Below are 26533 nucleotides of genomic sequence, written 5' to 3'. Positions count from 1 at the left end.
ACTTCCGACGGGTCTTCACAAACCCCAGCGGATCGTATACGATAAGAAATACAACGAGATGAGCGAGGTAGCCATGACGTACGGAATCGAGACCCCCGGCAAGATCATTGCCGTGCACCTCAACTACCCGTCGCGGATCGCACAGCGCGGCCGCACGCCTGCATTCCCTTCCTACTTCTTCAAGCCCACCTCGTCGCTCGCCCCCACCGGTGGCACCATCGAGCGCCCGGCTGGAACTGAGCTTCTCGCTTTCGAGGGCGAGATCGCACTCGTGATCGGCAAGACGGCCCGCTGGGTATCCCCCGAGGACGGCTGGGACTACGTGTCGCAGGTCACGGCAGCCAACGATTTCGGCCTGTACGATCTGCGCGCCGCAGACAAGGGGTCGAACGTGCGCAACAAGGGCGGCGACGGCTTCACGCCGATCGGCCCCGCGGCGATCGCGACCGACGGCATTACTCAGGACGCCTGGCGCGTGCGCACCTGGGTAAACGGCGCACTCGTTCAGGACGACACGAGCGACACCCTCAAGTTCCCCTTCGGTCAGCTCGTTGCAGATCTCTCGCAGCACATGACGCTCGAGCCCGGCGACGTGATCCTCACCGGCACCCCCGCGGGATCCTCCGTTGTGCTACCCGGCGATGTTGTCGAGGTTGAGGTGGACGCCCCGAATGCGCCGGGCGCCCCCACCACCGGGCGACTCGTCACCACGGTCACGCAGGGCACCACCGCCTTCGGCGACTTCGGCAACACCCCGAAGACCGACGATCTGCAGCGCGTCGAGGCGTGGGGCAGCGAGGAGGAGCACGCTGCAGCGGTCGCCGCAGGCCGCGCGACCCCGCTCGAGGGCACCCCCGCTCAGGTGCTTACCCCCGAGATTCGCGCGCAGCTTGAGGGCGTCGCCGTCGCAACCGTGTCGGCCGCGCTGCGCAAGCGCGGCTACGTCGACATCTTTATCGATGGCGTGTACCCGAACCACGAGGGCGACACCATCCTCGGCACGGCGAAGACCCTTCGCTTCATCCCCTTCCGCCCCGACCTGTTCAAGGCGCACGGAGGCGGCTTCAACGCGCAGAAGCGCGCGTTCGACACCGTGAACGAGGGCGAGGTGCTCGTCGTCGAGGCACGCGGCATCCCCTCCACCGGCACTGTCGGCGACGTGCTCGCGCTGCGGGCTCAGGTCCGCGGGGCCGCCGGCATCGTCACCGACGGCGGCGTGCGAGACTTTGCCGCCGTGCAAGAGTTCAACATTCCGGTCTTTTCGCAGGGCGCCCACCCGAGCGTGCTGGGCCGGCGCCACGTGCCGTGGGAGACCGACGTCACCATTGCGTGCGGCGGAGCCGCAGTGCAGCCCGGCGACATCATCATGGGCGACCGTGACGGCGTGCTCGTGATCCCGCCTTTCCTGCTCGCCGAGGTCGCTGCCGAGGCGGCTGCGCAGGAGCGCGCTGATGCCTGGGTCGCCGACCGCGTCGCCGAGGGGCACGCAGTGGACGGGCTCTTCCCGATGAACGCCGAATGGCGCGCGCGGTACGAAGCCGAGACGGGTGCGGAATAGCCATGACCGCCGAGTCGAAGTCCGAGCGCGCGTACCGCCTCATCCGGGAACGGATTGACAGCGGGCAGTACGTGCCGGGATACCGCCTCGTGCTCGCGCCCATCGCGGCCGAGCTCGACATGTCGGTGGTGCCCGTGCGCGAGGCGATTCGTCGCCTCGAGGCCGAACAGCTCGTCACCTTCGAGCGCAACGTCGGTGCGCAGGTCTCCCTCGTGAAGGAGACCGAGTACCTGCACACCATGCAGACGCTCGCGCTCGTCGAGGGCTCAGCCACGGGATTGGCAGCGCCGTTCATTACGCCCGATCAGGTCGTTCGAGCCCGCGCGATCAACGAGACCATGCGTGAGTCGCTGAGCGCATTCGATCCGCAGCGCTTCACGGAGCTCAACCTCGAGTTCCACAGCGTCCTGTTCGAAACGTGCCCCAACCCGCACATCCTCGATCTCGTGCATCGCGGCTGGAATCGCATGAAGGTGCTGCGAAATTCCTCGTTCAGCTTCGTGCCCGGCCGCGCGCGTGAATCGGTTGCCGAGCACGAGCGCCTGCTCGAGCTCATCGAGCAGGGGGCATCTCCGCTCGACATCGAGCTCGCCGCCCGCGCGCACCGCACGGCAACGCTCGACGCAGTGCTCGCGCACTCCGAGGAGCAGCACAAGCACGCAGCGCCCGCGGCATAGCGCCGCACACCCCCACAAGACCACCACACACCACAGCAATCACCACCGGAGGCGACAGCATGACACAGCAGAAGCCCGCAGGGCTCCCCGACAAGATCCGCCACTTCATCGACGGCAAGTTCGTCGACTCGATTGGCGGCGAAGAGTTCGATGTGCTCGATCCCGTTTCGAACGAGACGTACATCCAGGCCTCCGCCGGCCAGAAGGCGGACATCGACCTCGCGGTTGCGGCCGCGCGTCGCGCCTTCACCGAGGGCCCGTGGCCGAAGATGCTCCCCCGCGAGCGTTCGCGCATCCTGCACAAGGTCGCCGACATCGTTGAGTCGCGTGACGCGCAGCTCGCCGAGCTTGAGAGCTTCGACTCGGGGCTTCCCATCACGCAGGCGAAGGGCCAGGCGCGTCGCGCGGCCGAGAACTTCCGTTTCTTCGCGGACCTCATCGTCGCGCAGCACGACGACACCTTCAAGGTGCCCGGCCGCCAGGTCAACTACGTGAACCGCAAGCCCATCGGCGTTGCTGGCCTGATCACCCCCTGGAACACGCCCTTTATGCTCGAGTCGTGGAAGCTGGGCCCCGCGCTCGCCACGGGCAACACCGTGGTGCTGAAGCCGGCCGAGTTCACCCCGCTCTCCGCTTCGCTGTGGGGCGAGATCTTCCGCGAGGCGGGTGTGCCGGACGGTGTCTTCAACCTGGTCAACGGTATGGGCGAGGACGCGGGCGATGCGCTCGTGAAGCACCCCGACGTTCCCCTCATCTCCTTCACAGGTGAGAGCAGCACCGGATCGTTGATCTTCGGCAACGCAGCGCCGTTCCTGAAGGGCCTCTCGATGGAGCTCGGCGGCAAGAGCCCCGCCGTGGTCTTCGCGGATGCTGACCTCGAGGCCGCGCTTGACGCCACCGTGTTCGGTGTCTTCAGCCTGAACGGCGAGCGCTGCACCGCGGGCAGCCGCATCCTCGTGCAGCGCGACATCTACGACGAGTTTGTTGAGCGCTACGCTGAGCGGGCGAAGAACGTGGTCGTGGGCCTGCCGAACGATCCCGCCACCGAGGTGGGCGCGCTCGTGCACCCCGAGCACTACGAAAAGGTCATGAGCTACGTCGAGATCGGCAAGGGCGAAGGCCGCCTCGTCGCCGGTGGCGGCCGCCCCGAGGGCTTCCCCGTAGGCAACTTCGTTGCGCCGACCGTCTTCGCTGATGTGAAGCCCGACGCGCGCATCTTCCAGGAGGAAATCTTCGGCCCCGTCGTGGCGATCACCCCGTTCGACACCGACGAGGAAGCGCTCGAGTTGGCGAACAACACGAAGTACGGTCTCGCCGCGTACATCTGGACCTCAAACCTCAAGCGCGCGCACAACTTCGCGCAGTCGGTCGAGGCCGGCATGGTCTGGCTGAACTCGAACAACGTCCGCGACCTGCGCACGCCCTTCGGCGGCGTGAAGGCTTCGGGACTCGGCCACGAGGGCGGCTACCGCTCGATCGATTTCTACACCGATCAGCAGGCCGTGCACATCACGCTGAACGAGGCGCACTCGCCGAAGTTCGGCGCGGGCAAGTAAGGCCGCACGCACCCTTTCATCCCCGCTCGCGCCACCGTCGCCCGGGCACCCACCGAATTCAAGATTCACAAGATTAAGGACAACGAAATGTCTGAACTCAAAGGTCGTGAAAAGACCTCGTCCGGCTTCTACGTAACGAAGGAAGCTCCGATCAAGACCGACAACGCGATCAAGACGCCCGCGTCGCCCGCGCCGGACATTCTGCGCTGCGCGTACATGGAACTCGTGGTCACCGACCTTGCCGCGTCGCGCGCGTTCTACGTTGACGTCCTCGGCCTCACGGTGACCGAGGAAGACGAGAACACCGTCTACCTGCGCTCGCTCGAGGAATTCATCCACCACAACCTCGTGCTGCGCCAGGGCCCCATCGCTGCAGTCGCCGCGTTCTCCTACCGCGTGCGCACTCCTGAGGATCTGGACAAGGCTGTTGCGTTCTACACCGAGCTCGGCTGCCGGGTGGAGCGCCGCGCAGAGGGCTTCACCAAGGGCATCGGTGACTCGGTGCGCGTCGAGGATCCGCTGGGCTTCCCCTACGAGTTCTTCTACGACGTCGAGCACGTGGAGCGCCTCGCGTGGCGCTACGACCTGTACACGCCGGGCGCGCTCGTGCGTCTCGACCACTTCAACCAGGTCACCCCCGACGTGCCCCGCGCCGTGCGGCACTACCAGGATCTTGGCTTCCGCGTCACTGAGGACATTCAGGACGAAGAGGGCACCGTGTACGCAGCGTGGCTGCGCCGCAAGCCCACCGTCCACGACACGGCGGCAACCGGAGGCGACGGCCCGCGCATGCACCACGTCGCGTTCTCGACCCACGAGAAGCACAACATCCTCGCGATTTGCGACAAGCTGGGCGCGCTGCGCATGTCTGATCGCATCGAGCGCGGCCCGGGCCGCCACGGTGTCTCGAACGCGTTCTACCTCTACATCCTCGATCCCGATGGGCACCGCGTCGAGATCTACACGCAGGACTACTACACGGGCGACCCCGACAACCCGGTTGTTACCTGGGACGTGCACGACAACCAGCGCCGCGACTGGTGGGGCAACCCGGTTGTTCCGTCCTGGTACACGGAGGCCTCCCTCGTGCTCGACCTCGATGGGAACCCGCAGCCCGTCGTTGCGCGCACCGATGCGTCGGAGATGGCCGTGACGATCGGCGCCGACGGCTTCTCCTACACCCGTGACGAAGAGGGCGAGAAGGGCTTCAAGCTCGGCAACACCCTCTAGTTCGGCACGCGAAAGGAGGGGTGGGGCGTTCACGCGCCTCACCCCTCTTTTCGTGCGTTGGAGCGCTCGCCCGCGAGCCGCACTGTCGGCCACGACTCCGGCTCCGTCCGCCCCGGGCAGATCGTTCACCGAAAGGTAGGTTGCGGCGCGAAGCAGCCTGCCCCCGCGCAGGCGATCTACCCTGCGGGCGGGGTGGGGTGGAGATGGGCGGGCGGGCAGGTGAGCAGGCGGGCAGGCGCGGCGCGTGGGGAGCGCTCGGCAGGTGGGCAGGCGGCTAGCGGGGCTGCGGGGCACCAGTCAGTGCGCCCACGAGTGAGCCCGCGGAAAGGCCGAGCGCCAGTTCGGCATACGAGCGCACCGCTGCGCGGCATTCCTCGCGCGGGGTCCGATCCCCCACGAGCGGGTACAGATCGTAGGCATCTTCGAGCGCAACCAGGTTGCGTGCGATGATGCCGGGCGGCGACGCGAGCGTGAACTCCCCTGTGCCAGCACCAATCTCCACGAGCGTGCGGTAAAGCATGACCTGCCGCTCGACAAGCGCCCGGTGCGCCGGCAGGTACTCGGGGTGCTCCGCCAGGATAGGCACGCTTTCGTACACTTGACGCAACTCATCACTGATTTCGTCGGGAACCCCTGCCTCGATCATGGCCGCCACACGGGCCGCGGCAGACGCGGAACGGTCGAGGATATCCTGGCGCCGCTCGGCGAACTGCTCCATGGCGCCCGCAAGCGCAGTGATCTGCAGCTCGTTGAGACTCGAGAAGTAATGCAGCACATTCGCCGGGCTCATCGCCGCTTCAGCGGCGACCGCACGCACGTTCACCCCGCCGCGGGGCCGCGTCCGAGCGACGCGCCAGAAGGCACGAATGATCTCTTCGCGCCGTTCTCCACGGCGCCGCTCGGTCGCGTTCATGCGCTCAGCCTAGGGCATCCGGCACACGCACCGTTTCCGTGAGCCCCGCGTAGTACTTCGGGCGCCGCGCGCGCAGCACCAGGCCAACGATCACTCCGGCGGTGAGCAGGATCGGGGTGGGTAGCAAGAGCACTTGGTTGATCGGGCCTTCGAGCCCGGTGACCACCTCGAAGTTCGTGACAATGAGCGCGTAGCCCACAATTAGGCCCAGCGCCCCCAGAATCGGCGCGATGACAACGCGGAACACGCTGTGACCGCGCCGGTCACGTGCGAAGTACCAGACCACGGCCACCGCTGCGAGCGCCTGCGCGAAGACGAGCCCCTGCACTCCGGTTGCGTACGTCCAGAGCGCGAGCCCCAGGAACGGATCAGCTCCGACCAGGATCGCGATCACAACACCGACTGCCGAGAACACCGAAAGTGTGAGGCTCGCGGTCGCGGGCGCGTGCGTCTTCGGGCTTGTGCGCGCAAGCATCTTCGGGAGGAGCCCCTCCCGACCCAGGGAAAAGAGATACCGTGTGCACGCGTTGTGGAACGACAGCACGCACGCGAAGAAGCTCGTCACAATGAGGATCTTCATCACGAACGCTGCCCAGGCACCAGCGAGTTCCCCCGTGCCCTCGATCACCACGGTCTCGAACGCGTCGGTACGTGCGAGTGCGACGACGCCTTCCGCACCAAACGCCACGGTGAGGATCCAGAACGTGAAGGCGTAGAACACGCCGAGGAACACCACCGCGATGATGGTGGCGCGTGGAATCGTGCGCTCGGGGCGCTTCGCTTCCTCCGCGTAGATCGCGGTGCTCTCGAAACCGAGGTAGGCGCCAAAGCCCATGACGAAGAGGGCACCGGCTGCTGGCGCGAAGAAGACGTTCTGGGGGTCGAATCCCGCGAGACTCCAGGGCTCGGGACCGCCATCGGCGAGTGCGGCGACCGCGAGGACCAAGAGGATTGCAACCTCAAGCGTGAGGAGCACCGCAAGCACGCGCGCCCCCACGTCGATCGAACGGTAGCCGAGGAACGCAACGATTGCGACGGCGATGAGCGACCACACGCCCCACGGAAGGTCGATACCGAGGAGCTCTGCAAACGTGAACTGCGCGAAGAAGCCAATGAAACCGTAGAAGGAGATCACGAGAGAGATGTAGGCGAAAACGGTGACCGAAGAGGCACCGATGCCGAGCGGCTTCCCGAGCCCGCGGGACACGTACGCGTAGAAAGCACCGGCGTTACGGACGCTCTTCGACATCGCGGTGAAGCCGAGTGCGAAGAAGACCAACACCACCGCGCAGAACAGGATCGCGCCCGGCGCACCGACGCCGCCCATGCGGAATGAGGTCATGGCTCCGCTCACGACGACGGTGAGTGGCGCGGCGGCCGACACCACGAAGAAGATGATGTCCCACGTGCCGAGCCGGCCCTTGGCGAGCGCGCCGCTCGGCGGCCCAGCCGCGGGGGCGGCGGCATCCACTGGGGAGTGGGGAACGGGGGTGGTGGACATTTCGGACTCCTTTGTCTCGGCGTGAAAACCAGCTAGGATTCGAACACGAATCAGTCTCGGTGGGATACACCTAGTGTTCTGCAGTTTATGCATAGACGATGGGATTAAACAATGTTCAATGTTGAGCGGCCCAAGAATGGGACGACGCCACGGGCGCGCGAACTGGGCGTACCGTTCGACGGCGAGACCGGAACCTGGAACGCAATCACGGATGTTCCAGGAGTGACCGTCGGGCAGGTCACGCTCTCCTTCGACTCCCCGGTTGTTGCCCGAACGGGCGTCACCGCGATCCTGCCGCGCGGCCGCGAGCACGCCGGGCTCCCGTGCGCGGCGGGTATCGCAGTACTCAACGGCAACGGCGAGCTCACGGGGCGCAGCTGGATCGAGGAGTCCGGCCAACTCCAGGCCCCCATCGCGCTCACCAACTCACACGCAGTTGGCGCGGTGCACCGCGGGGTCGACGCATGGATGGCGGAGCACCACCCCGCAACCGCAGCCGCATGGATGCTCCCCGCGGTCGGCGAGACATGGGATGGGTACCTCAACTCGATCAACGCCGACACCGTGCGCCCCGAGCACGCGGCCGAAGCCCTGAACGCCGCAGCCTCCGGGCCCGTCGCAGAGGGAAACACCGGTGGCGGCACCGGCATGAACTGCTACGGCTTCAAGGGCGGTACGGGCACCGCCTCCCGCGTGGTGCGTTCAGGCGAGGAAAGCTGGACTGTGGGCGTGCTCCTCCAGGCAAACTTTGGCGGCCGCAAAGAGCTCCGCATTCAGGGGCAGCCGCTCGGCCAGGATTCGCAGGCGCCGAACCCGATGGAGACCGAGCCCTGGTTCGAGGCCGACCTCGCCGACTCCAGCACCGCCCCGCGGAGCGCTACCCCGGGCGCCGGGAGCGTGATCGTCATCGTCGCAACCGATGCCCCGTTACTCCCCGATCAGTGCCGCGCCCTCGCGCGGCGCGTGCCGCTCGGCCTCGCGCGCACGGGCACCACGGGCAGCCACTTCTCGGGCGACATCTTCCTCGCGTTCTCCACAGCGAATCCCGGCGGACTGAGCTCAGCCATGGCCGGCAAGACCGTGCGCACGGAAACACTCGAGCACGTCGCCTGGGGCAGCATCGACCCATTCTTCGAAGCGGTGGTGCAGGCCACGGAGGAGGCCGTGGTGAACGCCCTCGTGGCGGCACGCGACACCGTCGGTCGCGCCGGACACGTGAGCTATGCGCTCCCCCACGACGAGGTGCGCGCGGCCTTCAGCTGACGGACGCAAGGCGGGATCCCCGGCTCGCAGACTATCCATTTGGAAAGCCGTGCGCGCGCGGTCATGTCCCGTGCGCGCACGGCACAGCTTTCGGCTTCTGATCACGGTTTCTCGAACCTAGACTCACTCACATGTGCCGCCAGCGCCGAAGCTGGCTTGGTCGGCAAAGACGCGAGACCGGGGAGGAAACCCACATGACCACCACCGCACCGACGCCCGAAACGGCGCACGATCCGGGGCTGAGCCGCCGCACGCTCGGTGTGCCCGCGATCACGCTCATGATCATCGCGGCATCCGCGCCGCTCACCGTGGTCGCGGGCGGCGTGACCACCTCGTTCGCCGTCACCGAGTCGCTCGGGGTGCCGCTCGGCTTCCTGCTCATCGCAGTGATCCTCACCGTGTTCGCGGTCGGGTACACCGCGATGGGGCGCAACATCACAAACGCCGGTGCGTTCTACGCGTACATTGCGCAGGGGCTCGGCCGCCCGCTCGGCGTGGGCGCCTCACTCATCGCGCTCGTCTCCTACAACGCCATGCAGATCGGGATCTACGGACTCTTCGGATTCCAGCTGTCGATGTTCCTCGAGGCGAAGTTCGGCTTCGCATCACCCTGGTGGCTCTGGATTCTGCTGTGCATCGTGCTCGTTGGCATTCTCGGCGTGAACCGGGTGGACCTCTCAGCGAAGGTACTCGGCGTGCTGGTCGGCCTCGAGTTCCTCGTTGTGATCATCTTCGACATCGTGGCGATCGGCGCAGCACCCGAGGGTGTGTCCACCGCCACGCTCAACCCCGGCGCGCTGTTCGGCCCTGCCCTCGGCATCATTCTCGTGTTCGGCGTTGCCGCGTTCATGGGCTTCGAGGGTGCCGCCATCTACGGTGAGGAAGCGAAGGATCCGAAGCGCACCGTGCCGCGGGCAACCTACGCCGCCGTCGCGATCATTGGTGTCTTCTACGCGTTCAGCGCCTGGGCATTCTCGGTGGGCATCGGCCCCGCCCAGATCGTACCTGCATCGCAGGAGTTTGGCCCCGACCTCATGTTTGTCTTCATGACCGACCAGGTGGGCGTGCTCTTTGCGGACGTCATGACGTTGCTCTTCCTGACGAGCCTCTTCGCCGCGCAGCAGTCCTTCCACAACGCCGTTGCGCGCTACTTCTTCTCGCTCGGGCGCGAGGGCGTGCTCCCCGCGTGGTTCGCGCGCACCAGCCGAGCCGGCGCCCCCTGGGCGGGATCGGTCGCGCAGACCGTGATCGCCATCGTCGTGGTCGTCGGCTTTGCGCTTGCCGGTGAGGCCTTCGGCGGCGCTGCAGCGCTCGGCGAGTCCGCCTTCCTCTACCCCGTGCTCACGATGTTCACGTGGCTCACCAACACGGGCGCCATGGGCCTCGTGCTGCTGATGGCTGTGATCGCAGCGGCGGTGATCGGCTTCTTCCGCCGCAACCGGCGCGGGCTGAGCGTGTGGACCACACTCGTCGCCCCCATCATCTCGGGCATCGCGCTACTGTGGGTGTTCGTCATGATCCTGCAGAACTTCCAGCTGATGCTCGGGCAGGAGCAGCCGGATGCGTCCACGTTCGTCCTCCCCGGGATGATCTTCGCCGCCGGAATCATCGGCATCCTCTGGGCGCTCGTCATCCGTGCACGGAAGCCCGAGATCTACCGCCAGATTGGGCATGGCACGGAGCCCGGTGCGTACGGGACCGAGCTCGTCGATGTGGTGGGTGAGGAGCTCTAGCCACCACACACGCACTCAATGCCTGAGCCCCGCCCCTTCAGCTGAAGGGGCGGGGCTCAGGCTTTGTCGGCGAGGCCGAGGGTCTGGGCGCCTATGCTGCGCCCTCGAACATGCTCGTCACGGAGCCGTCCTCAAACACCTCGTGGATCGCCTTCGCAAGCAGGGGCGCGATCGAGAGCACGGTGAGCTTCTCGAACTGCTTCTCCTCGGGAACGGGGAGCGTGTCGGTGACGACGACCTGGTCGATGAAGTCCTGGGACAGGTACTCAACGGCCTTGCCGGAGAAGATCGCGTGCGTCGCCGCGATTGTCACACCGCGCGCGCCGGCTTCCTTAAGCGCCTCGGCCGCCTTCGAAATTGTGCCGCCGGTGTCGATCATGTCGTCAACCATCAGGCACCAGCGATCCTTCACATCGCCGACAATGCCGTGCACCGATGCCTGGTTCGCAACCGAGGGGTCGCGGCGCTTGTGGATGATCGCGAGCGGTGCGCCGAGGCGGTCACTCCACACGTCAGCCACGCGCACGCGGCCCATGTCCGGCGAGACGACGGTGAGGTCGTCGCGGTTCAGGTGCTTCTCGAAGTGTTCGAGCAGCACGGGCATCGCGAACAGGTGATCGAGCGGGCCGTCGAAGAAGCCCTGGATCTGGGGGGCGTGCAGGTCGACCGACATGATGCGATCCGCACCCGCGGTCTTGAAGAGATCAGCGATCAGGCGAGCAGAGATGGGCTCGCGGCCGCGGCCCTTCTTGTCCTGGCGGGAGTACGGGTAGAACGGGGCAACCACGGTGATTCGCTTTGCCGACGCGCGCTTGAGCGCGTCAACCATGATGAGCTGCTCCATGAGCCACTCGTTGATCGGGTTGGTGTGCGACTGGATCACGAAGGCGTCCGAACCACGGACGCTCTCGTCGAAACGCGCATACAGCTCACCGTTCGCGAAGGTACGCGCATCGGTGGGAACGAGTTCGGCGCCGAGCTCGGCAGCCACCTGCTCGGCGAGCTCGGGGTATGCCCGGCCCGTAATCAGGACGAGCTTTTTCTGCCCCGCCATCTCGATCTTGCTCATCAGTGCTGGTTCTTCCTCACTCTGTGTTTTCCCGCTGTTCCGCGCTCACTCGGCTGACGTGTCGCTCGCGCGCTGCGCCGCTTCCGCGGTGCTCGTGCCCGGTCGATTCTCGGCCACCCATCCCTCGATGTTTCGCTGGGGCGCCACGTTCAGCGCCAGCGAACCCGAGGGAACGTTCTTCCGCACGACCGTACCCGCTGCCGTGTACGTGCCATCTTCAATGGTAACCGGAGCGATGAGCACATTCTTCGATCCGACGCGAACACCGTCGCCGACCGTGGCCTGGTGCTTCTGCACGCCGTCATAGTTCGCGAAAATGGTTCCCGCCCCGATGTTCGTACCGGTGCCGATCGTCGCGTCGCCGACGTAGCTCAGGTGCGGCACCTTGCTGCCATCGCCGATCTTCGCGTTCTTGGTCTCAACGAACGCGCCGATCTTGCCGGATTCGCCGAGCTCGGTGCCCGGGCGAATGTAGGCGAAGGGACCGACCTCGACGCGGGAGGCGAACACGGCAAGGGTCGCCTCGCTCCGGCGGATGCGTGCGCCCTCGCCGACCTCGCAGTCGGTCAGCGTCGTGTCCGGCCCAATGATCGCGCCGGCGGCAATCGAGGTCGCGCCGTGCAGGAAGGTGCCGGGCAGAATCTCGGCGTCGGCCCCGATCGACACGTCGGCGTCGATCCACGTGGTCGCGGGATCCTGGATCGTCACGCCGGCACGCTGGTGCGCCTGCACGATGCGGGCGTTGAGCTCACGCCCCGCCTGCGCAAGCTGCACGCGATCGTTCACCCCGGCGATCAGCCAGGGATCGTCGGTGGCGACGGCCTCGACCGCACCGCCCGTGGCGAGGATGCGCGCGGCGGCGTCGGTGAGGTACTTCTCGCCCTGGGCGTTGTTCGTATCGATCTGCGCGAGTGCGTCGGCGACCGCCCGGCGGGCAAACACATAGATGCCGCCATTGATCTCGGTGATGCGGCGCTCGGCGTCGCTCGCGTCCTTCTCCTCAACGATGCCGGTCACCGCACCGTCCGCGGTCCGCAAGATGCGCCCGAGACCGGTGGGGTTCGCGAAGATCGCAGAGAGCATCGTCATCGCTCGGCCGCCCTCGAGGTGCCCCGTGACGAGGCGGTCGAGGGTTGCGGTGTCAACGAGCGGCACATCGCCGGAGAGCACAACGACCGAGCCGTCGAAGTCTGCGGGCAGCGCCTCAAGCGCTTGCTCCACGGCGCGGCCGGTGCCCGGCACGGCATCCTGGTCCACGATCACCGTGTCGGGCGCGTGATCCAGGATCGCGGCGGCGACGCGGTCACGATCGTGGCGCACCACCGCGACCACCTGCGTCGGGGCGAGCCCTGCCGCGGTATCAAGCACGTGAGCGATCAGCGAGCGGCCCCCGATGGGGTGGAGCACCTTCGGCAGGGAGGACTTCATGCGGGTTCCCTGACCGGCGGCGAGGATCACAACCGCAAGTGAGCGTTCAGCCATGTGCGTTTCCTTTCTCCCGGCCGCTCGGTACGGCCGTGTGCGCCCCGCGAGGATCCCCCGCAGCAGCGCACCAGTTCCGCCTCCAGGATTCGAACCTAGACCTAACAGCTCCAAAGGCTGTCGTGCTGCCATTACACCAAGGCGGACCGTGCCCAAACAGCACCCGACTAGTCTGCCAGAATCCGCGACCGCTCGTGACACCCTCGCGCAAGAATCGGCGCCGCCCTCCCGCGCGTGCGCACTGACTTCCCGCGAGCGCACGAGATAATGGGGGGATGAAGCACGAGGACGAGGTCGATCGGATCATCGCGGACTGGAGTTCGGCGCGCCCGGATTTGGATCTCGCGCCGCTCGCCATCTTCTCGCGGCTGTGGCGCATCACGAAGCACCTGGACCGCGCACGCGCGCACGCGTTCGAGCGCTCGGGCCTCGCGTCGTGGGAGTTTGATGTGCTCGCCGTGCTGCGACGCGGTGGCGAGCCGTTCCGCCAAAGCACGAAGGTGCTCGTGCAACAGACCATGGTGTCGAGCGGCACGATGACGAACCGCATCGATCGCATGGTGGATCGCGGCCTCGTGCTCCGCCTCACCGACCCGAATGATGGCCGAGGCGTGCTCGTCGAGATGACGCCGCTCGGGCTCACGCTCGTCGACGCGGCAATGACGCGACTGAGCGATTCGGAGGAGCGCCTCCTCGGCGGGCTGGCACGCTCTGAGCGCGATCGACTCTCCGTGCTGCTGCGCCGCCTGGCGCTGAGCGTTGACCGCTTCGAACCCGAACCGCTTCCGTCAGACCAGGAGTAGTCCGCGGCCGGAGGAACTGGGCCGGGGTTGCCCCGGCCCAGCGCCCGCCTACTTCTTCTTTCCGGGTTTCTTCGCGACCTTCTGGGTTGCTGTGGCCTTCTTGCTGGCGATGTTCGCCGAGCCCGGGAACTCAGCCGTCACCGTGACGTTGCCCGTGAGCGCACGCGGCGCGGTCACCTTGATCACCCCTCGGTGATCAGCGCGGAGAGTGACGGTCTGCTTCGCGGAGCCGAACGCAACAACCAGCTTTCCGGTGGGGTATGCCCCGTTGTTCAGCTTGCCAAGCTTCACCGTGACCGTTGGCCGGGCACCATACTTCGCCTGAGTCGTTGTCACGCTCGCCGAGGAGACGGTGGCCTTCACCACATTCAGGGTGTTCACCGACACGCGCCGCGGTGTATCGGAATGGGCATCATCTCCGATGTACTCCGCCCCGATCCGGTAGCTGCCGACACTCAGCGCTGGCAACTTGAGCGTCGCCTTCCCGCCCACGACGCGCGCCGTTCCAAGATCGCGCGAGCCCGCGCTGAACAACACCGTTCCGGCCTGTGCGCCGGTCACGCGAACAGTTGCGCTCGGCCGAACGCCGTACACGACCTTTGCGGCGTCGACCGTGACCGCGCCAAGCGTGACCGGGATCAGCCCAACTGTGACACGACGAGGTTTCGCGGTTGAGGCGTTGGTGCGCGCGTCACCCGAGTACTTTGCGGTGAGCTGGAACGTCGTGGCGACCGGGGACGTGTAGGTGAAGGTGGCGAGGCCCTGCTCCACGGGAGCCGAACCCAGTTCCGTCTCCCCCGCAAAGAACGTGACCTCTCCACCGGCGCCCGCGGCTACGGTCGCAGTGAACTCGAGCTCATCGCCCGCCGTCCCAGTGCTATCGCCTCCGAGACGCGTGGCGGAACTGAGCTTCGCAACCTCAGCGACAAGTTCTGCGCGAGCGGGCGCAAAGCTGCCGCTCTCATCGGAGAACTCCGCGGCAAATGTCTGCGAGCCACCCGCGGGGAGCTCTGAAACCGCACAGGTGGCGCTCCCGTCGGTGACGGGGACGGCCTCACACTGTGCAATCGTGGCGCCCGCCTGGTCAAACGTGACAGTCCCGTGCGGGGCTCCTGCCCCGGCGCGAGGAGCAGAGACTGTCGCGGTAATCGTTCCCCCTGTCCCAACGCTCAGCTCGTTTGCAGCGAGCTCAATCTGGGTCTTCGCCGCACCGAGGAGGTAGACAGCGGCGTAGTCGGTGCCATTCGCTCCGCCCAACACGTCAGGCACCCCGTTGCCATCGAAATCGACCACGCCGCCCACCGAGCGGCCCAGCTGCGCCCCAGCGGTTGCCCCGTCAATCCGGAAACCGTCCGCAGCGCTCAACCCCGCAGTCGCGATGGTTCCCGAGAACCCCGGCCGCCCGTAGACCACATAGATTGCACCGGCGTTTGCGCCGGCGGAATCATGGCCCCATGCGCCGAGCAGGGTCTCGGGAACCCCGTCCCCGTTCACATCGGCGAGCCCTGCAGAGGCCCAACCCAACTTGTCATCCGCGGCGGCACCGTCAATCCAGTATCCGCGCGGCGCTTCGCCCGCCGTGCAGCTGCCGCTCGTGTTCGTGGTCGCGTCCTCGCACTGGTAGACCGCGTTGTTCGTCGCACCGGGACGGGTGAACACGGTCTGCGTGGAGTCGGAGCCCAGGACGACGGCTGCTCCACCAGCGCGCGGGCCGGTCGCGGCATTCGTAACGCCGTCGCCACCAACCACGAAGTCGGCCTTCCCGTCACCGTTGATGTCTCCAAGCGCCGCGATTGATGTGCCGAGCCGGTCCCGGCCGCGCTGCGGCCCGTACACCGCGAAGCCGCGGTCGCCGAGCGCCCCTACATCGACGCTCTGCGGTGTGGTGGAACCAAACACAGCGTAGGCCGCTCCGGGCACTGGCGTCGCAGCACCCCAGGGCGTAGCGCCGTAGCTGCCGACCACCACGTCGGCGAGGCCATCGCCGTTGAGGTCACCGACATTTTCAGCGGAAATAATCTGCCCACCTGCCCCGTCGATCGTGAAGAGCACGCGAGCCGCACCTGCTTCGGAGGCAACATCAATAGTGTTGACGTTTTCAGAGCCAGCAATCACCCAGACCCGTCCCACTTTCGAAGCGGCGGGCGCCCCTGTCGCAGGATTGGCGGGCTTGCTGAAGAGGTTGTCGGTGATTGCGAAATCATCGAGGCCGTCGCCGTTAACATCGCCCAGGCCGGTGACCCAGAAACCAAAGTTTGCCGCACCTCCCGGCGCAGCGTTCTCGGCGACCGCAGCCGAGTTGGTCACCTCGAAGCCACGCGTGCCGAGCGTGGTCACGTCGACCGGCTCGAAGTCGGCTGCCCCCAGCACCACCCAGGTGCGCTGCGTGCGGTTGGAGCCCACGATGACGTCATCGAAACCATCCCCGTTGATGTCCCCAGCGCAGGACACACTCATTCCGGCAAAGGCGTTGGGGATGTTCGGGCCATCGATCCGAACCGCGCCAACCGCGACTCCGGTGCCAATCGCGCCGCCTACGGGGTCTGCCCCGCCCAGCAGCACATAGGCAGCTCCCGCGTTCGCGGTGTTGCCCCGTTTCCACCACCAATCCCCCACCACGGTGTCCGCGTAGCCGTCTCCATTGACATCGCAGGAGGAGCGGCTCGAACCGTAGCCGAGGTCACCGCCAGCTTCACCGGTCCAGCGGACCTCCGAGACGGGCGGTGCGCCCGGGCTCGTGGCCGTGGCCGGAGTCACTTCGGGGGTGGCGGTGGGTGCTGCCAGAGCCGGCGCGGTGACACACGCGCTCGAGACGAGCCCGAGCGCGACTGCCAAGCCGAGCGTTGCGCGGGCGCGCATAACTGATCTGTTCACAGTGTTCCTGTTTCTCTCAGAGGACGCGGGTGTTCGGCGCGACGCCGCCCGCGGAACGGGACGCGTCAGTTCGGCGCGTGCACCCCGTTGTTCTTGCCAAAGTCAGCCTTTGCGTCAAACTTTTGGCGGCTCAGCGCAACGTCGCCCAGCACGCTTCCTGGACGGATCAGCTGGCGGATCGCGCCCACCGTGCGATCCGCACGAGCGGAGCCGCCGTACGGATCGCTGTAGACCATGCCGTCCGCGGTCGGCCCACTCGCCAGTTGAAGCTCGCCAAGGTAGAAATCGCGCTGTGCTCCGTTGAATGGCGAGCGCGGGTCGGCGTAGTCAAAGCGTTCGGTCGCAGACAGCCCCGCCCACAGGTAGTCAGTGGCCGGCCGGTCCGCGTACCAAGCGAAGTCGAGGGGCCGGCTGATTGCGTTCGTGGTCGCGGTGCTCGATGCGCGGTCGTAGATTCGACTCGGGTTACGCACTCCGAACCAGGGGTCGAACGCGGCAAGCACGGTGCCGTCCGAGGCGACAATCTTGCTGTCGCTCTCCCACAGTTCGTACAGGGTCCAGTCGGTGGGATTGTTCCGCACACAGTCGGTTGTCGGGATGATCCGGCGACCTCCGTCACCAGCCGGCAGCACACTGCCCACCGTGGCGATCGCTTCCTCCGGCGCACAGGTGCCGAACATCTCGTTTGCATTCCCGAAGCGCGTCAGAATCGACGTGATGATCTCGGTCCCGTCGTTGCAGCGTGCCGCAAACTCACTCTCGTGTGCATTGTTTGAGGTCGCATCCGGAGACCAACTCCCCTGGTGCTGCTTGATTAAAACGTCGCACAGCAGCTGGCTTCCATCCGCGAGGCGCAGCCAGTTGCGATCCGCGTCAAGCATCTTCACGCCATTTGCAACAAACACCTTGTGCCCGGCGTTGTCCTCATGCCGCATTGCCATGCCGCCATGCTCATGGCCATAGTTCTCAAGTTCTTCGCTCGTGTAGCCAAACGGGATCCCCACGGGTTCACCCTGCGCAAGATCACTCGGCGCGTAGAACGCCGAAACCCAGTCGAAAATGTTCGAGCTGCGTGGATCGGCCCCGTGCTCGTGTCCGAAGCTGCAGGTCTCACCCGTTGCCGGGTCAGTCACCTGAGCCGGGTGCCAGGTGGGATAGATCTTTCCATCCGGTCCAATCGTCTGGTACGACGCGTGAAGCGCTGCGGGGCAGGTGTCCACTGCCGCCGGGGTCCAGTTCCGCTCAGCGTACGCTTTCGACGCCGTGCGCACAGGGGGCTCGGGTTTCGGCTCGGGAACCGTTGCAGGTCGCGCAAGCTTCAACGCAGTGGTGCGCTGGGTCACATCCGGCTGTGTTTCGCGCACATTCAGCGTGTAGGTGGCCGGCTGCTCGGTGAGCTTGCTGTACTGAGCCGCGCTGAGCTGCAGCGTGACCGTTTGCGCGCCCTTCTTCAACTGCACCGGGGTCTTCACAAGCGCGGTCTTGCCGAGCTCAAGCTGGATCGTCCCAGCGCACCCCGCGGCGGCGGCGCAATTCAGTGACAGTGCCAACTTGCGAGTCGTGGGAACCGTGTAACTCGTGCTGCGCGCACTCACCTGGGCGACTGCTGGCTTGACTGTGGCCCGCTGCGTAAAGCTACTCTTGCCCGGACGCGTGGCCTTCCCGGTAACGGTGAGCGTAGCGCTCCCCCGCTTCACGAGGGCACCGTGTTGCGCGGTACTGAGCGTCCACGTGACGGTCTTCGTTCCGCGGGCCTTCGCCTCATACTTCAGCGTCTTCGTCCCACCGGTGCTGAGCTTCAGGGAGAGCGATCCCGCGCAGGCTCGCGCACTCGCGCAGGTGACCGTCGCTGAGACCACCCGATCCGTGCCGACGCTCGCCTTCACAGTCACTTTCTGGGGCGCCGCAGCGAGCGCAGCAGTGGGGCAGGTGACCAGAAGGCCGAGCGGCAACAGTGCGGCGCTCACAAGAAGTGCCGCACGACGCACGGGAGACACCCGTGAACTCCGCGTTTGGCGACTGTTCGTCGGGGTCAATGTGGGCTCCTGTTCGCCGCTGAAACCGCGCATACGCGGGCAAAAACAGTTCATCCTATCTAGCTAAGGTTGCCCTTAACAACATCGGATGTGAACTTTCTTCCGTGAAAAACCCCTCCCGGAGCCTTCAGGGGTCCGGGAGGGGTTTCGCCGGTGCGGTGCGGCGCCGAGCGCGCTAGTTTCCCAGGATGTCCTCCGGCAGCGCGGGGGCACTCGCGGGCGCCACGCGCATGGAGCCCGGGGCCTCGAACGCTGCCGCGTAGCCGAGCAGCGTCGGGTCGGAGTAGGCGGCCCCGGCGAAGGTGAGGCCGATCGGCATGCCAATGTCGCTCATCAGCCCCATCGGCACCGTCACCGTGGGGATGCCCAGGTGGCGCAGCGCGTAGTTGCCGTTGGAGAAGAACACCCCGTTCGACCAGGCGTGGTCGGCCGCGGCCACATCTCGCTCTGCGTCCTCGCGCCCCACATCGGCATTCGCGGGGAACACGACTCCGTCGAAGCTCTCCTCGCGCAGCCAGCGCTCGAAGAGATCTTCGCGGAGCTGCACAAGTGCGCGAAGCCCGTCCGCGAAGTCCGCACGCTCGCGCGGATCTGGCACACCGCCGGGCGCCTGCGCGAGCGCCACGGTGGCGCGGTAGCGGTTCGGGTAGTCCTCAACCTCTTCGTAGCGATCGGGCAGGGTGCCCTCGGGCTGAGGGAAGATCTGATCGGGATCGACGACGCCGAGATTCGGGATCGCGGGATCCGCGTTCGCGCGCAGGAAGTCGTCCCACCCGAAGGCAAGGAAGTCAGAGAACTCGGTGTCCATCCAGCCGGCGGGCAGCACACCCAGCGCGTCGACGTTCTCCTGGCCGGGGCGGTCGCCCTCGTACTGCTCGATCAAGGGGAAGCCCGTCACAACCACCTCGGCACCCAGCTCCTCAAGCCGTGCGCGGGCCTCGGCGAAACGCTCGAGCACGCTCGGGCGCACCGCGATCGGGAAGTTCGGGTCCTCACCCAGGTACATCGCTGGCACCGCGAAGCGCTTTCCGCGGAGCGCGTCCGCCTCAGCAACCTCAAGGTAGCTTGCCGGGCGATGCGCGCTCGGCTTCGGCAGCTCGACGATGCTCTGGTTGCGCCAGAAGTCACCGCGGGTGTTCGCGTCGTCCTGCACCAGCACGTCGAGCAGGCGGAGCATGTCGGGCATGGTGCGCGTGTGGGGCACGACAACATCGCGGGCCGGGAAGAGTGGCCAGTTGCCACGGATCGACAGCACGCCCCAGCTTGGCGTGTACGCGCACAGGCCATTGTTCGAGGCGGGGCTGCGCCCGGACGACACGGTCTCCTCACCCATGCCGAACACGGCGAGGTTCGCAGCGGTCGACGCACCCGAGCCGTTTGAGGAGCCGGAGGCGTACGCGGCGGCCAGGTAGTCGCGGTTGTACGGGCTCTCGGCGCGCCCGTAGACGCCGCGCTGCATGCCGCCGTCTGCCATCGGTGGCATGTTTGTCTTCCCGACGAGCACGGCGCCAGCCTCAAGCAGCTGCTCAACGGAGAACGCGTCCCACTGCGCGACGAGATGCTCGAACGCGGGCGACCCCGAGGCCACGGTGAGCCCCTGCACCATGTAGGAATCCTTCACAGTGAAGGGCACCCCCTCAAGCGGGCGGGCGGTGCCGGCAGCCCAGCGACGATCGGACTCCTCCGCTGCGGCGAGCGCGTGCGGGTTGGGCACGATGATCGCGTGCAAGCCTTCGGGGCCCTGATCGTAGGCCGCGGCGCGGGCGAGGTAGCGCTCGGTGAGCCACACGCTCGTGATCTCGCCGCGCTCGAATGCGCTCAGCACGTCTTCGATCGTCGCTTCGATCAGCTCAAATTTCGCGGTCGGGTCGCTCATGCACTTCCTCGTTCCTGTTCCGAACCGGTATCCTGAAAATAGTTTCAGTTCTGCGGGGCGCGGTGTCAAGCCCGCCGCGCCACACGAAAGAGGAGCCCGCATGTCTCAGGACGCCCGTGAACGCATCCTCGCCGCCTGCGCCGCGGTCATCGCGCGGGGTGGCCTGGCGCGCTTCCGCATGAGCGCAGTTGCCCGCGAGGCCGGCGTATCGATCGGCCTGCTCCCCTACCACTTCGGCGATCGCGATGGCCTACTGCAGGCCGCGCTCGACGAGGTGACGGCGAGCGCCACGCGCCGGGCGGACGAGGTCTCCGGCACGCATACCCCGGCGGCGCGGTTGGCCGCACTGCTGTGCTCCGAGTTCGGCGACGAGCCGGGTATCCGCGCCGGGTCGACTGCGTGGAACGAGCTGCGTGCTGCGGCGGTCTTCGATCGGGATCGGGCCACCGCAGTCGCCCGCTCCACCGCCTCCTGGCAGGCCGACGTGCGCGCGCTCATCGCTGAGGCTGCGCCCGACGCGGATGCTGCGGGGCTCGCGCTGACGCTCACCGCCCTTGTCGAGGGGCTCTCGGGCCGGTGGCTTACGGGCCAGCTTTCCGCCACGGAGGCGCAGGGCGCGGTGCGCGAAACGCTCGCCGCGCTCGGCCTCGACGCCACACCCTCGGGCGAGGCTGTGCCAAGCTAAGCGTGTGAGCGTACGCGTAGGATTCATCGGCTCGGCGCACTCGGTTGCCCGCCTTGCCGGGGCCGAGGCGCAGCTGCCGGGTATTGCGTTGCGCTCGTATCCGTACTCGGACCCGCACGACACCGCGGAGCAGTACCGCCGCGCGCTCGCGGAGAACGATGCCGTCTGCTTCTCGGGCACCATCTCGCACTATCACCGCGAACGCGAGCTCGACGGCGATACGCCCGTGCTGGTGGGGCGGTTCTCCGACTACACGCTCGTTGCCTCGCTCCTCGCGGCAACCGCGGGCGGGCAACCGAACGTCAGGCCGGGAGACCTCGCACGGCGGCCCCTCACGATTCCCGAGATCTCCATCGATATGCCGAACCCGGAAGTCGCGGCCGCCGTCGCTCGGGACACAGGGATCCACCTCGATCCCGCACAGGTGACTGACTACCGCTGGGTCTACGAGTCGCGCTTCTCGCGCCCCGTGGACGTCGACGAGATTGCGCGATTCCACGCGGATCGCGCGGAGCAAGCCGGCGCGCGGCTCGCGATCACGAGTGTGCACGCGGTCTACGACCGGCTGCACGCGGCGGGACAGCCCGTCATGTTCATGATCGACTCACTGCAGCATGACCTCGACCTCATTCGCACGGCGCAACAGCGGGTGTCCGTGCAGCGACTCGAGGGCGGCCTCATCGCCGTCGTCTACCTCACGACCACGGCCCCCGCGGACGCGGACTCCCCCGCCACTGAGCTGCGCGCTCACCTCGCCGGCGAGCTCGGCCGCTTCGCCACGCCCGTGCAGCACCGCCTCGCCTCGTGGCAGCGGGGTGGTCTCGACATGTTCTACACGACGCGCGGCGAGCTTGATACCCGCCTGCCGGCGCTCACCGCGGCACTGCGTCGCGCGGGTCCATCCGAGCGCGCCGCGTCCCTCGGCGTGGGCGTGGGCCGACATCTCTACGAGGCGGAGGATCGCGCGCTGCAGGCGCTTCGGCGCGCCATTGCCCAGGCGGACACCGCCGCCTTCCTCGTGGACGAGGCCTCGCGCGTGCACGCGCTGCTGGGCGATCCGGGGGCGGCAGACAGCGCGGAGGAGGCCCGGCACACCGAGCCGTGGCTCATCGAGCTTGCGGCGAGCGCGGGCATGCAGGCTCGCTCGGTGACGCGCCTGATCGCCTTCCTCGCGGGACGCGACTTCGCCCCGTTCACGGCGGCAGAGTGGGCGGCAGCGAGCCAGACCTCTCCCCGCACGGCCGAGCGCGCGGTGCGCAAGCTCCTCGACGCCTCGGCGCTACGCGTCGCCGGCCAGGAGCAGCCGCTCGACGCAGGGCGCCCGCGCACGGTCTACGCCCTCTCGGAGGAGCTCGAGGCCGCAGCGCGGCAGCGGCGCGCAGGCAGCGGCGATCCCGCACAGATGCACACGTCGTTTCACCCGCGCGGCACCGGCGCGTGACGCGGCCGCCTCGGCCCGTCGCGATCTTCCACTGCCCGCCGCACCAGATTCACTCTGGAGCGCATCAGCAAGATCGGGGTGCCCGTCGCTTTGACAGCGAGGCGGCGCGCGCCCTACTCTCTCGTATTACCGACACTCAAACGACACAATCAACGACGAGGTGGGTTTTCCCAATATGAGAATTGTCAGCGCCGACATCCGAGTGATCGAGGCACCGCTGAAGGTACCGTTCATCGTCTCCTACGCCCGCTACGACGTCATGCCGAGCGTCATCGTGACGCTCCGCACCGACACGGGGCTCGAGGGCATTGGCGAAGCGGTTCCCGATGAGCACGTCACCGGCGAAACGGTCGAGTCCGTCGTCGCAGCCCTCACCCAGCACCTGCTGCCGGCGCTGCGCGACACCGACCCGCGCAACCTGAACCAGGTACACGAGCGTATGAACACCGCACTCGTCGCGAACGGCGCCGCGAAGGCCGCACTCGACATCGCCTGCTGGGATCTGCTCGGCAAGCACGCGGGCCTCCCGGTTCACGCGCTCCTCGGCGGCCGGAAGCCCGAGCAGCCGATGATCGCGAAGGTGCTCAGCATTCTGCCCCCCGCGGAGGTGGCCGCCCAGGCGAGCGCCGCGATCGCCGATGGTTTTACACACCTGAAGATGAAGCTCGGCACCGACACCGCGCAGGACATCGCGAGCGTAGCCGCCGTGCGCGCGGCCGTCGGCCCCGACATTCGCATCCGCGTCGATGCGAACCAGGGCTGGCAGGATGTTTCGACCGCGCGCCGGATGATCGCCGCGATTGAGCCCTACGACATCGACTGGATCGAGCAGCCCATCGCCGCCGACGATCTCGACGGCTTCCGCCGCCTCCGCCCGCACACGAGCGCCGTGATCATGGCTGACGAGGCTGTCATCACCACGGGCGATCTCGCGCGCCTCATCCACGACGAGTCCGTCGACATGGTCAACCTGAAGCTCATGAAGTCCGGTGGCATCTTGCCCTGCCAGCGCCTCGCCACTCAGGCGGCGCTCGGCGGCCTCGCCGTGCAGATCGGGTCCATGCTCGAAACGAGCGTCTCCTCCGCCGCGGGCTACCACCTCGCGCTCGCGCACCCGAACATCGTCTCCACGGAGCTCTCCGGCCCCGTCGCCTTCTCTGACGAGCCGGGCGATCTCCACTTCCCCCTCCCCTACGTCGACATCACCGATCGCCCCGGCCTCGGCGTCACCCTCGACCCCGCGGCGCTCGACCGCCTCACCGTCTCAGCGAAGGAGCTGATCGTCGAATGACCACGATCACCGAATCCCCGAAGCGCCGCCTACGCGACCGCCTCTCGATCCCACACACCTACGCGATCATCCTCTCGATCGTCATCCTCGTGGGCATCCTGTCCTACGTCATCCCCTCGGGCGAGTTCGAGCGCATTGATGTCGACGGCCGCATGATGGTGGTGCCCGGCACCTTCGACACCATCGCGAAGACGCACATGGCGCCCTTCGACATCTTCACCGCGATCCCTCGCGGCATGCAGGCCGCCGCGCAGATCGTGTTCTACATCTTCCTCGTGGGCGGCGCGTTCGGCGTGATCCGCGCCACGGGAGCGATCGATGCGGGCATCAATCGTCTCGTGCAGAAGATCGGCAAGAGCGAGCGCTTCATCATTCCGCTCGTCATGATCGTGTTCTCGGTGCTCGGCTTCACCACCGGCATGGCGGAGGAGTGCATCATCTTTGTTCCGATTGGGATCGGCATCGCCCTGTCCCTCGGCTACGACGCGATCGTGGGCACCGCGATGGTGGCGATCGGCGCGGCCTCCGGCTTCATCGGCGGCATGATGAACCCGTTCACGGTGGGCGTTGCACAGGGCATCGCCGAGGTCCCGCTGTTCTCAGGCATCTGGTTCCGCACCGCGGTCTACATTCCGATCCTCGCCTTCGCGATCTTCTACGTGATGCGCTACGCCGCGCGGATCAAGAAGAACCCCGAGACGTCCATCCTCTACGGTCGCGTCGGCGGCGTCGGCTCAACCGAGTACGCGGTGAGCGAGGAGATCCCGCCGCTCACCGCCCGCCGCAGCATCGTGCTGATCCTGCTCGCGCTCGGCATCGCCATCAACATGTACGGCGTGTTCAACTGGGGTTGGTTCCTCGACCAGCTCGCCGCGAACTTCTTCATCGTCGCGATGCTCTCCGGCATCATCGGTGGGCTGGGCATCAACGGCTCCTTCACGAACCTGGTTGAGGGCATGCGCGCTGTTGTCTTCGGCGCCCTCGTCGTCGGCTTTGCCCGCGCGATCCTCGTGGTGATGCAGGACGGGCAGACGCTCGACACGATCGTCAACTTCATCGCCGACGGCATCTCGCACTGGCCGCCCACGCTCACGGTGATCGGGATGTTCGTATTCCAGGCGATCCTGAACTTCTTCATCCCCTCGGGCAGCGGCATGGCCGCAACCACGATGCCGCTCATGGTGCCACTCTCCGACCTGCTCGGGATCGACCGCCAGGTTGCCGTGCTCGCGTTCCAGTACGGTGACGCGATCACCAACTCGATCATCCCAACCTCGGGCGCGCTCATGGGATATCTCGCGGTTGCGCGGATCCCGTATGAGCTGTGGGTGAAGTTCATTTGGAAGCTCATCGCGGTGTGGCTCGTCGTCGCGGCTCTCGCGCTCGTCGCGGGCGCCATCTGGGGAGTGCCGGCGTGACCTTCGCACACCCGGCGTCGGGCCCGGGCGACGAGCTGCCACGGATCATTCGGATCCGCGAGCACCTCGCCGCCCACCCGGAGCCCAGCTGGCAGGAGCACGGCACCGCGGCATACCTCGCGGAGCTGTTCGAGGCGGCCGGGCTCACGCCCCAGCATTTCGCGGACTTCCCGGGCTTCACGGTTGACGTGGGGCCCGGGGAGCCCGTGGTCGGGCTCCGCGGCGATCTCGACGCCCTCGCGCACGAGACCGCCACGGGCACAGTGCTCGCGCACTCCTGCGGACACGATGCAAACCTCGCGATTGTCGCGGAGACCGTGCTGCGACTCCACGAGCTCGGTGGTGCGCTCTCGCACGGCGTGCGCGCCATCTTCCAGCCGGCGGAGGAACAGGGCAACGGCGCCGCATCGGTTGCCGCGCTCGGCGTCGCAGACCAGCTCGACACACTGTTCGGGGTGCATCTGCGCCCGGGCAGCGAGCTCCCAGCACCCCGCTTCGCGCCCTCCATCTCGCACGGCTCGTGCTGTTTCGTGCGGGGCAGGATCGCGGGGGCCGACCACCACGGCGCGCGCCCACACCAGGGCGTCAACGCGATTGAGGTTGCGACCGAGTTTGCGAGCATGATCGCGGGTCTGCGCGTGGATCCGCAGGTGGCCTCGTCGGCGAAGTTCACGGAACTTCGTGCGGGTTCGGGCAACCTGAATGTGATCCCCGGTTCCGCCTCGTTCGGGATCGATCTGCGCGCGCAGTCCAACTCGGTGATGGGCGCACTCCGCGAGGGTGTGGCGCGCATCGCGCGAGCGCTCGAGGTCCGCTACGGTGTCGAGATCTCGCTTGCCGAGGAAGACTATGTGCCCGCCGCGATCGTCGGAGACGCCGCCGAAGCGCAGCTCGCCGCCGCCATTCGCGAGGTCGCAGGTGAGGCCGCGCTCGCGCCGCGCGCGGTCACCTCGGGGTCTGACGATTTCCACTGCTACACGCTGCATCGGCCCGCGCTGCAGGCGGCCATGCTGGGCGTCGGCGCGGACGTCACCCCTGGGCTGCACGACCCCGCCATGCGCTACGACGTCTCGCGGCTCAGCCCAGCGGCGGACGTGCTCGTCGCGGCCTGCCGCGCGGCAAGATAG

19 protein-coding genes and 1 tRNA gene are annotated in these 26533 nt (G+C 67.1%); 12 read left to right on the top strand and 8 right to left on the bottom strand.

Annotated elements, in window-relative coordinates; all coding sequences use genetic code 11:
- Positions 1 to 73: 73 nt before the first annotated feature.
- From ACR81A_RS05715 to hpaD, 4 genes are all read left to right on the top strand, one after another.
- Positions 74 to 1558: a fumarylacetoacetate hydrolase family protein gene (locus ACR81A_RS05715; protein ID WP_440313132.1), complete on the top strand. Its 1485-nt coding sequence runs from the start codon at positions 74 to 76 to the stop codon at positions 1556 to 1558.
- A gap of 2 nt (positions 1559 to 1560) precedes the next feature.
- Positions 1561 to 2235 (top strand): GntR family transcriptional regulator, encoded by a 675-nt coding sequence (locus tag ACR81A_RS05710; protein WP_202382026.1) that lies wholly within the window; start codon positions 1561 to 1563, stop codon positions 2233 to 2235.
- 59 nt (positions 2236 to 2294) lie between these two features.
- Positions 2295 to 3791, top strand: coding sequence for a 5-carboxymethyl-2-hydroxymuconate semialdehyde dehydrogenase (gene hpaE, locus ACR81A_RS05705; RefSeq protein ID WP_202382025.1), 1497 nt, complete (start codon positions 2295 to 2297; stop codon positions 3789 to 3791).
- Between the two features lie 87 nt (positions 3792 to 3878).
- Entirely contained in the window at positions 3879 to 5021 is a 1143-nt protein-coding gene (gene hpaD, locus ACR81A_RS05700; protein ID WP_202382024.1) for a 3,4-dihydroxyphenylacetate 2,3-dioxygenase, read from the top strand.
- Between the two features lie 274 nt (positions 5022 to 5295).
- On the opposite strand, the gene ACR81A_RS05695 is transcribed toward hpaD, so the two are convergent.
- The gene (locus ACR81A_RS05695; protein ID WP_202382023.1) at positions 5296 to 5934 is read right to left on the bottom strand and encodes a hypothetical protein; all 639 of its coding nucleotides are present in this window, start codon (positions 5932 to 5934) and stop codon (positions 5296 to 5298) included.
- 4 nt (positions 5935 to 5938) lie between these two features.
- A complete protein-coding gene (locus ACR81A_RS05690) occupies positions 5939 to 7435 on the bottom strand; it encodes an APC family permease (protein WP_440312964.1) in 1497 nt (498 codons plus the stop codon).
- Positions 7436 to 7546: 111 nt separating this feature from the next.
- Between ACR81A_RS05690 and ACR81A_RS05685 the strand changes: the two genes are divergently transcribed.
- Together ACR81A_RS05685 and ACR81A_RS05680 are read left to right on the top strand one after the other, a co-directional pair.
- Complete coding sequence (locus ACR81A_RS05685; protein ID WP_440312963.1) at positions 7547 to 8698, top strand: DmpA family aminopeptidase; 1152 nt, start codon at positions 7547 to 7549, stop codon at positions 8696 to 8698.
- A gap of 194 nt (positions 8699 to 8892) precedes the next feature.
- Complete coding sequence (locus tag ACR81A_RS05680; protein ID WP_237462573.1) at positions 8893 to 10431, top strand: APC family permease; 1539 nt, start codon at positions 8893 to 8895, stop codon at positions 10429 to 10431.
- A gap of 91 nt (positions 10432 to 10522) precedes the next feature.
- Here ACR81A_RS05680 and ACR81A_RS05675 read toward each other — a convergent pair whose 3' ends face one another.
- The 3 genes from ACR81A_RS05675 to ACR81A_RS05665 form a co-directional block, all read right to left on the bottom strand.
- Positions 10523 to 11500, bottom strand: a complete 978-nt coding sequence (locus ACR81A_RS05675) for a ribose-phosphate diphosphokinase (RefSeq protein ID WP_202382020.1) — start codon at positions 11498 to 11500, stop codon at positions 10523 to 10525.
- Positions 11501 to 11545: 45 nt separating this feature from the next.
- On the bottom strand, positions 11546 to 12982 hold the full coding sequence (glmU, locus tag ACR81A_RS05670; RefSeq protein WP_202382019.1) for a bifunctional UDP-N-acetylglucosamine diphosphorylase/glucosamine-1-phosphate N-acetyltransferase GlmU: 1437 nt from the start codon (positions 12980 to 12982) through the stop codon (positions 11546 to 11548).
- A gap of 74 nt (positions 12983 to 13056) precedes the next feature.
- Positions 13057 to 13128: transfer RNA gene (locus ACR81A_RS05665), tRNA-Gln, on the bottom strand.
- Positions 13129 to 13257: 129 nt separating this feature from the next.
- On the opposite strand from ACR81A_RS05665, the gene ACR81A_RS05660 reads away from it, so the two are divergent.
- Entirely contained in the window at positions 13258 to 13785 is a 528-nt protein-coding gene (locus ACR81A_RS05660; protein WP_202382018.1) for a MarR family winged helix-turn-helix transcriptional regulator, read from the top strand.
- Positions 13786 to 13833: 48 nt separating this feature from the next.
- Here the strand turns inward: ACR81A_RS05660 and ACR81A_RS05655 are convergent, their stop codons facing one another.
- The 3 genes from ACR81A_RS05655 to ACR81A_RS05645 all read right to left on the bottom strand — a co-directional run bounded on the left by ACR81A_RS05655 (position 13834) and on the right by ACR81A_RS05645 (position 20571).
- The gene (locus tag ACR81A_RS05655; protein WP_440312962.1) at positions 13834 to 16659 is read right to left on the bottom strand and encodes an Ig-like domain repeat protein; all 2826 of its coding nucleotides are present in this window, start codon (positions 16657 to 16659) and stop codon (positions 13834 to 13836) included.
- Between the two features lie 65 nt (positions 16660 to 16724).
- Positions 16725 to 18626 carry a hypothetical protein gene (locus ACR81A_RS05650; protein ID WP_202382016.1) on the bottom strand — a complete coding sequence of 634 codons (1902 nt, stop codon included), beginning with the start codon at positions 18624 to 18626 and terminating at the stop codon, positions 16725 to 16727.
- 244 nt (positions 18627 to 18870) lie between these two features.
- Positions 18871 to 20571, bottom strand: coding sequence for an amidase (locus tag ACR81A_RS05645; protein ID WP_440312961.1), 1701 nt, complete (start codon positions 20569 to 20571; stop codon positions 18871 to 18873).
- Between the two features lie 100 nt (positions 20572 to 20671).
- On the opposite strand from ACR81A_RS05645, the gene ACR81A_RS05640 reads away from it, so the two are divergent.
- The 5 genes from ACR81A_RS05640 to ACR81A_RS05620 all read left to right on the top strand — a co-directional run bounded on the left by ACR81A_RS05640 (position 20672) and on the right by ACR81A_RS05620 (position 26533).
- The gene (locus ACR81A_RS05640) at positions 20672 to 21256 is read left to right on the top strand and encodes a TetR/AcrR family transcriptional regulator (RefSeq protein WP_440312960.1); all 585 of its coding nucleotides are present in this window, start codon (positions 20672 to 20674) and stop codon (positions 21254 to 21256) included.
- A 4-nt stretch (positions 21257 to 21260) separates the two neighbouring features.
- The gene (locus ACR81A_RS05635; RefSeq protein ID WP_440312959.1) at positions 21261 to 22697 is read left to right on the top strand and encodes a hypothetical protein; all 1437 of its coding nucleotides are present in this window, start codon (positions 21261 to 21263) and stop codon (positions 22695 to 22697) included.
- A gap of 175 nt (positions 22698 to 22872) precedes the next feature.
- Entirely contained in the window at positions 22873 to 23988 is a 1116-nt protein-coding gene (locus tag ACR81A_RS05630) for a mandelate racemase/muconate lactonizing enzyme family protein (protein ID WP_202382012.1), read from the top strand.
- The gene (locus tag ACR81A_RS05625) at positions 23985 to 25406 is read left to right on the top strand and encodes a YfcC family protein (protein ID WP_202382011.1); all 1422 of its coding nucleotides are present in this window, start codon (positions 23985 to 23987) and stop codon (positions 25404 to 25406) included. The genes ACR81A_RS05630 and ACR81A_RS05625 overlap by 4 nt, the downstream gene beginning before the upstream one ends.
- Positions 25403 to 26533 (top strand): amidohydrolase, encoded by a 1131-nt coding sequence (locus tag ACR81A_RS05620; protein WP_440312958.1) that lies wholly within the window; start codon positions 25403 to 25405, stop codon positions 26531 to 26533. The genes ACR81A_RS05625 and ACR81A_RS05620 overlap by 4 nt, the downstream gene beginning before the upstream one ends.

This window comes from Leucobacter chromiireducens (assembly GCF_051993095.1).
Taxonomy (GTDB): domain Bacteria; phylum Actinomycetota; class Actinomycetes; order Actinomycetales; family Microbacteriaceae; genus Leucobacter; species Leucobacter chromiireducens.
Note: the sequence above shows the minus strand (reverse complement) of the source record. Positions and strands in the feature narration are given on the sequence as shown.

What these genes read in the sequence shown, in the direction of transcription:
- ACR81A_RS05645 (WP_440312961.1), bottom strand. Translation starts at nt 20,571, where the DNA reads ATGAGCGACCCGACCGCGAAATTTGAGCTGATCGAAGCGACGATCGAA.
- hpaD (WP_202382024.1), top strand. Translation starts at nt 3,879, where the DNA reads ATGTCTGAACTCAAAGGTCGTGAAAAGACCTCGTCCGGCTTCTACGTA.
- ACR81A_RS05675 (WP_202382020.1), bottom strand. Translation starts at nt 11,500, where the DNA reads ATGAGCAAGATCGAGATGGCGGGGCAGAAAAAGCTCGTCCTGATTACG.
- glmU (WP_202382019.1), bottom strand. Translation starts at nt 12,982, where the DNA reads ATGGCTGAACGCTCACTTGCGGTTGTGATCCTCGCCGCCGGTCAGGGA.
- ACR81A_RS05625 (WP_202382011.1), top strand. Translation starts at nt 23,985, where the DNA reads ATGACCACGATCACCGAATCCCCGAAGCGCCGCCTACGCGACCGCCTC.
- hpaE (WP_202382025.1), top strand. Translation starts at nt 2,295, where the DNA reads ATGACACAGCAGAAGCCCGCAGGGCTCCCCGACAAGATCCGCCACTTC.
- ACR81A_RS05715 (WP_440313132.1), top strand. Translation starts at nt 74, where the DNA reads ATGACGTACGGAATCGAGACCCCCGGCAAGATCATTGCCGTGCACCTC.
- ACR81A_RS05685 (WP_440312963.1), top strand. Translation starts at nt 7,547, where the DNA reads ATGTTCAATGTTGAGCGGCCCAAGAATGGGACGACGCCACGGGCGCGC.
- ACR81A_RS05630 (WP_202382012.1), top strand. Translation starts at nt 22,873, where the DNA reads ATGAGAATTGTCAGCGCCGACATCCGAGTGATCGAGGCACCGCTGAAG.
- ACR81A_RS05660 (WP_202382018.1), top strand. Translation starts at nt 13,258, where the DNA reads ATGAAGCACGAGGACGAGGTCGATCGGATCATCGCGGACTGGAGTTCG.
- ACR81A_RS05640 (WP_440312960.1), top strand. Translation starts at nt 20,672, where the DNA reads ATGTCTCAGGACGCCCGTGAACGCATCCTCGCCGCCTGCGCCGCGGTC.
- ACR81A_RS05680 (WP_237462573.1), top strand. Translation starts at nt 8,893, where the DNA reads ATGACCACCACCGCACCGACGCCCGAAACGGCGCACGATCCGGGGCTG.
- ACR81A_RS05690 (WP_440312964.1), bottom strand. Translation starts at nt 7,435, where the DNA reads ATGTCCACCACCCCCGTTCCCCACTCCCCAGTGGATGCCGCCGCCCCC.
- ACR81A_RS05695 (WP_202382023.1), bottom strand. Translation starts at nt 5,934, where the DNA reads ATGAACGCGACCGAGCGGCGCCGTGGAGAACGGCGCGAAGAGATCATT.
- ACR81A_RS05710 (WP_202382026.1), top strand. Translation starts at nt 1,561, where the DNA reads ATGACCGCCGAGTCGAAGTCCGAGCGCGCGTACCGCCTCATCCGGGAA.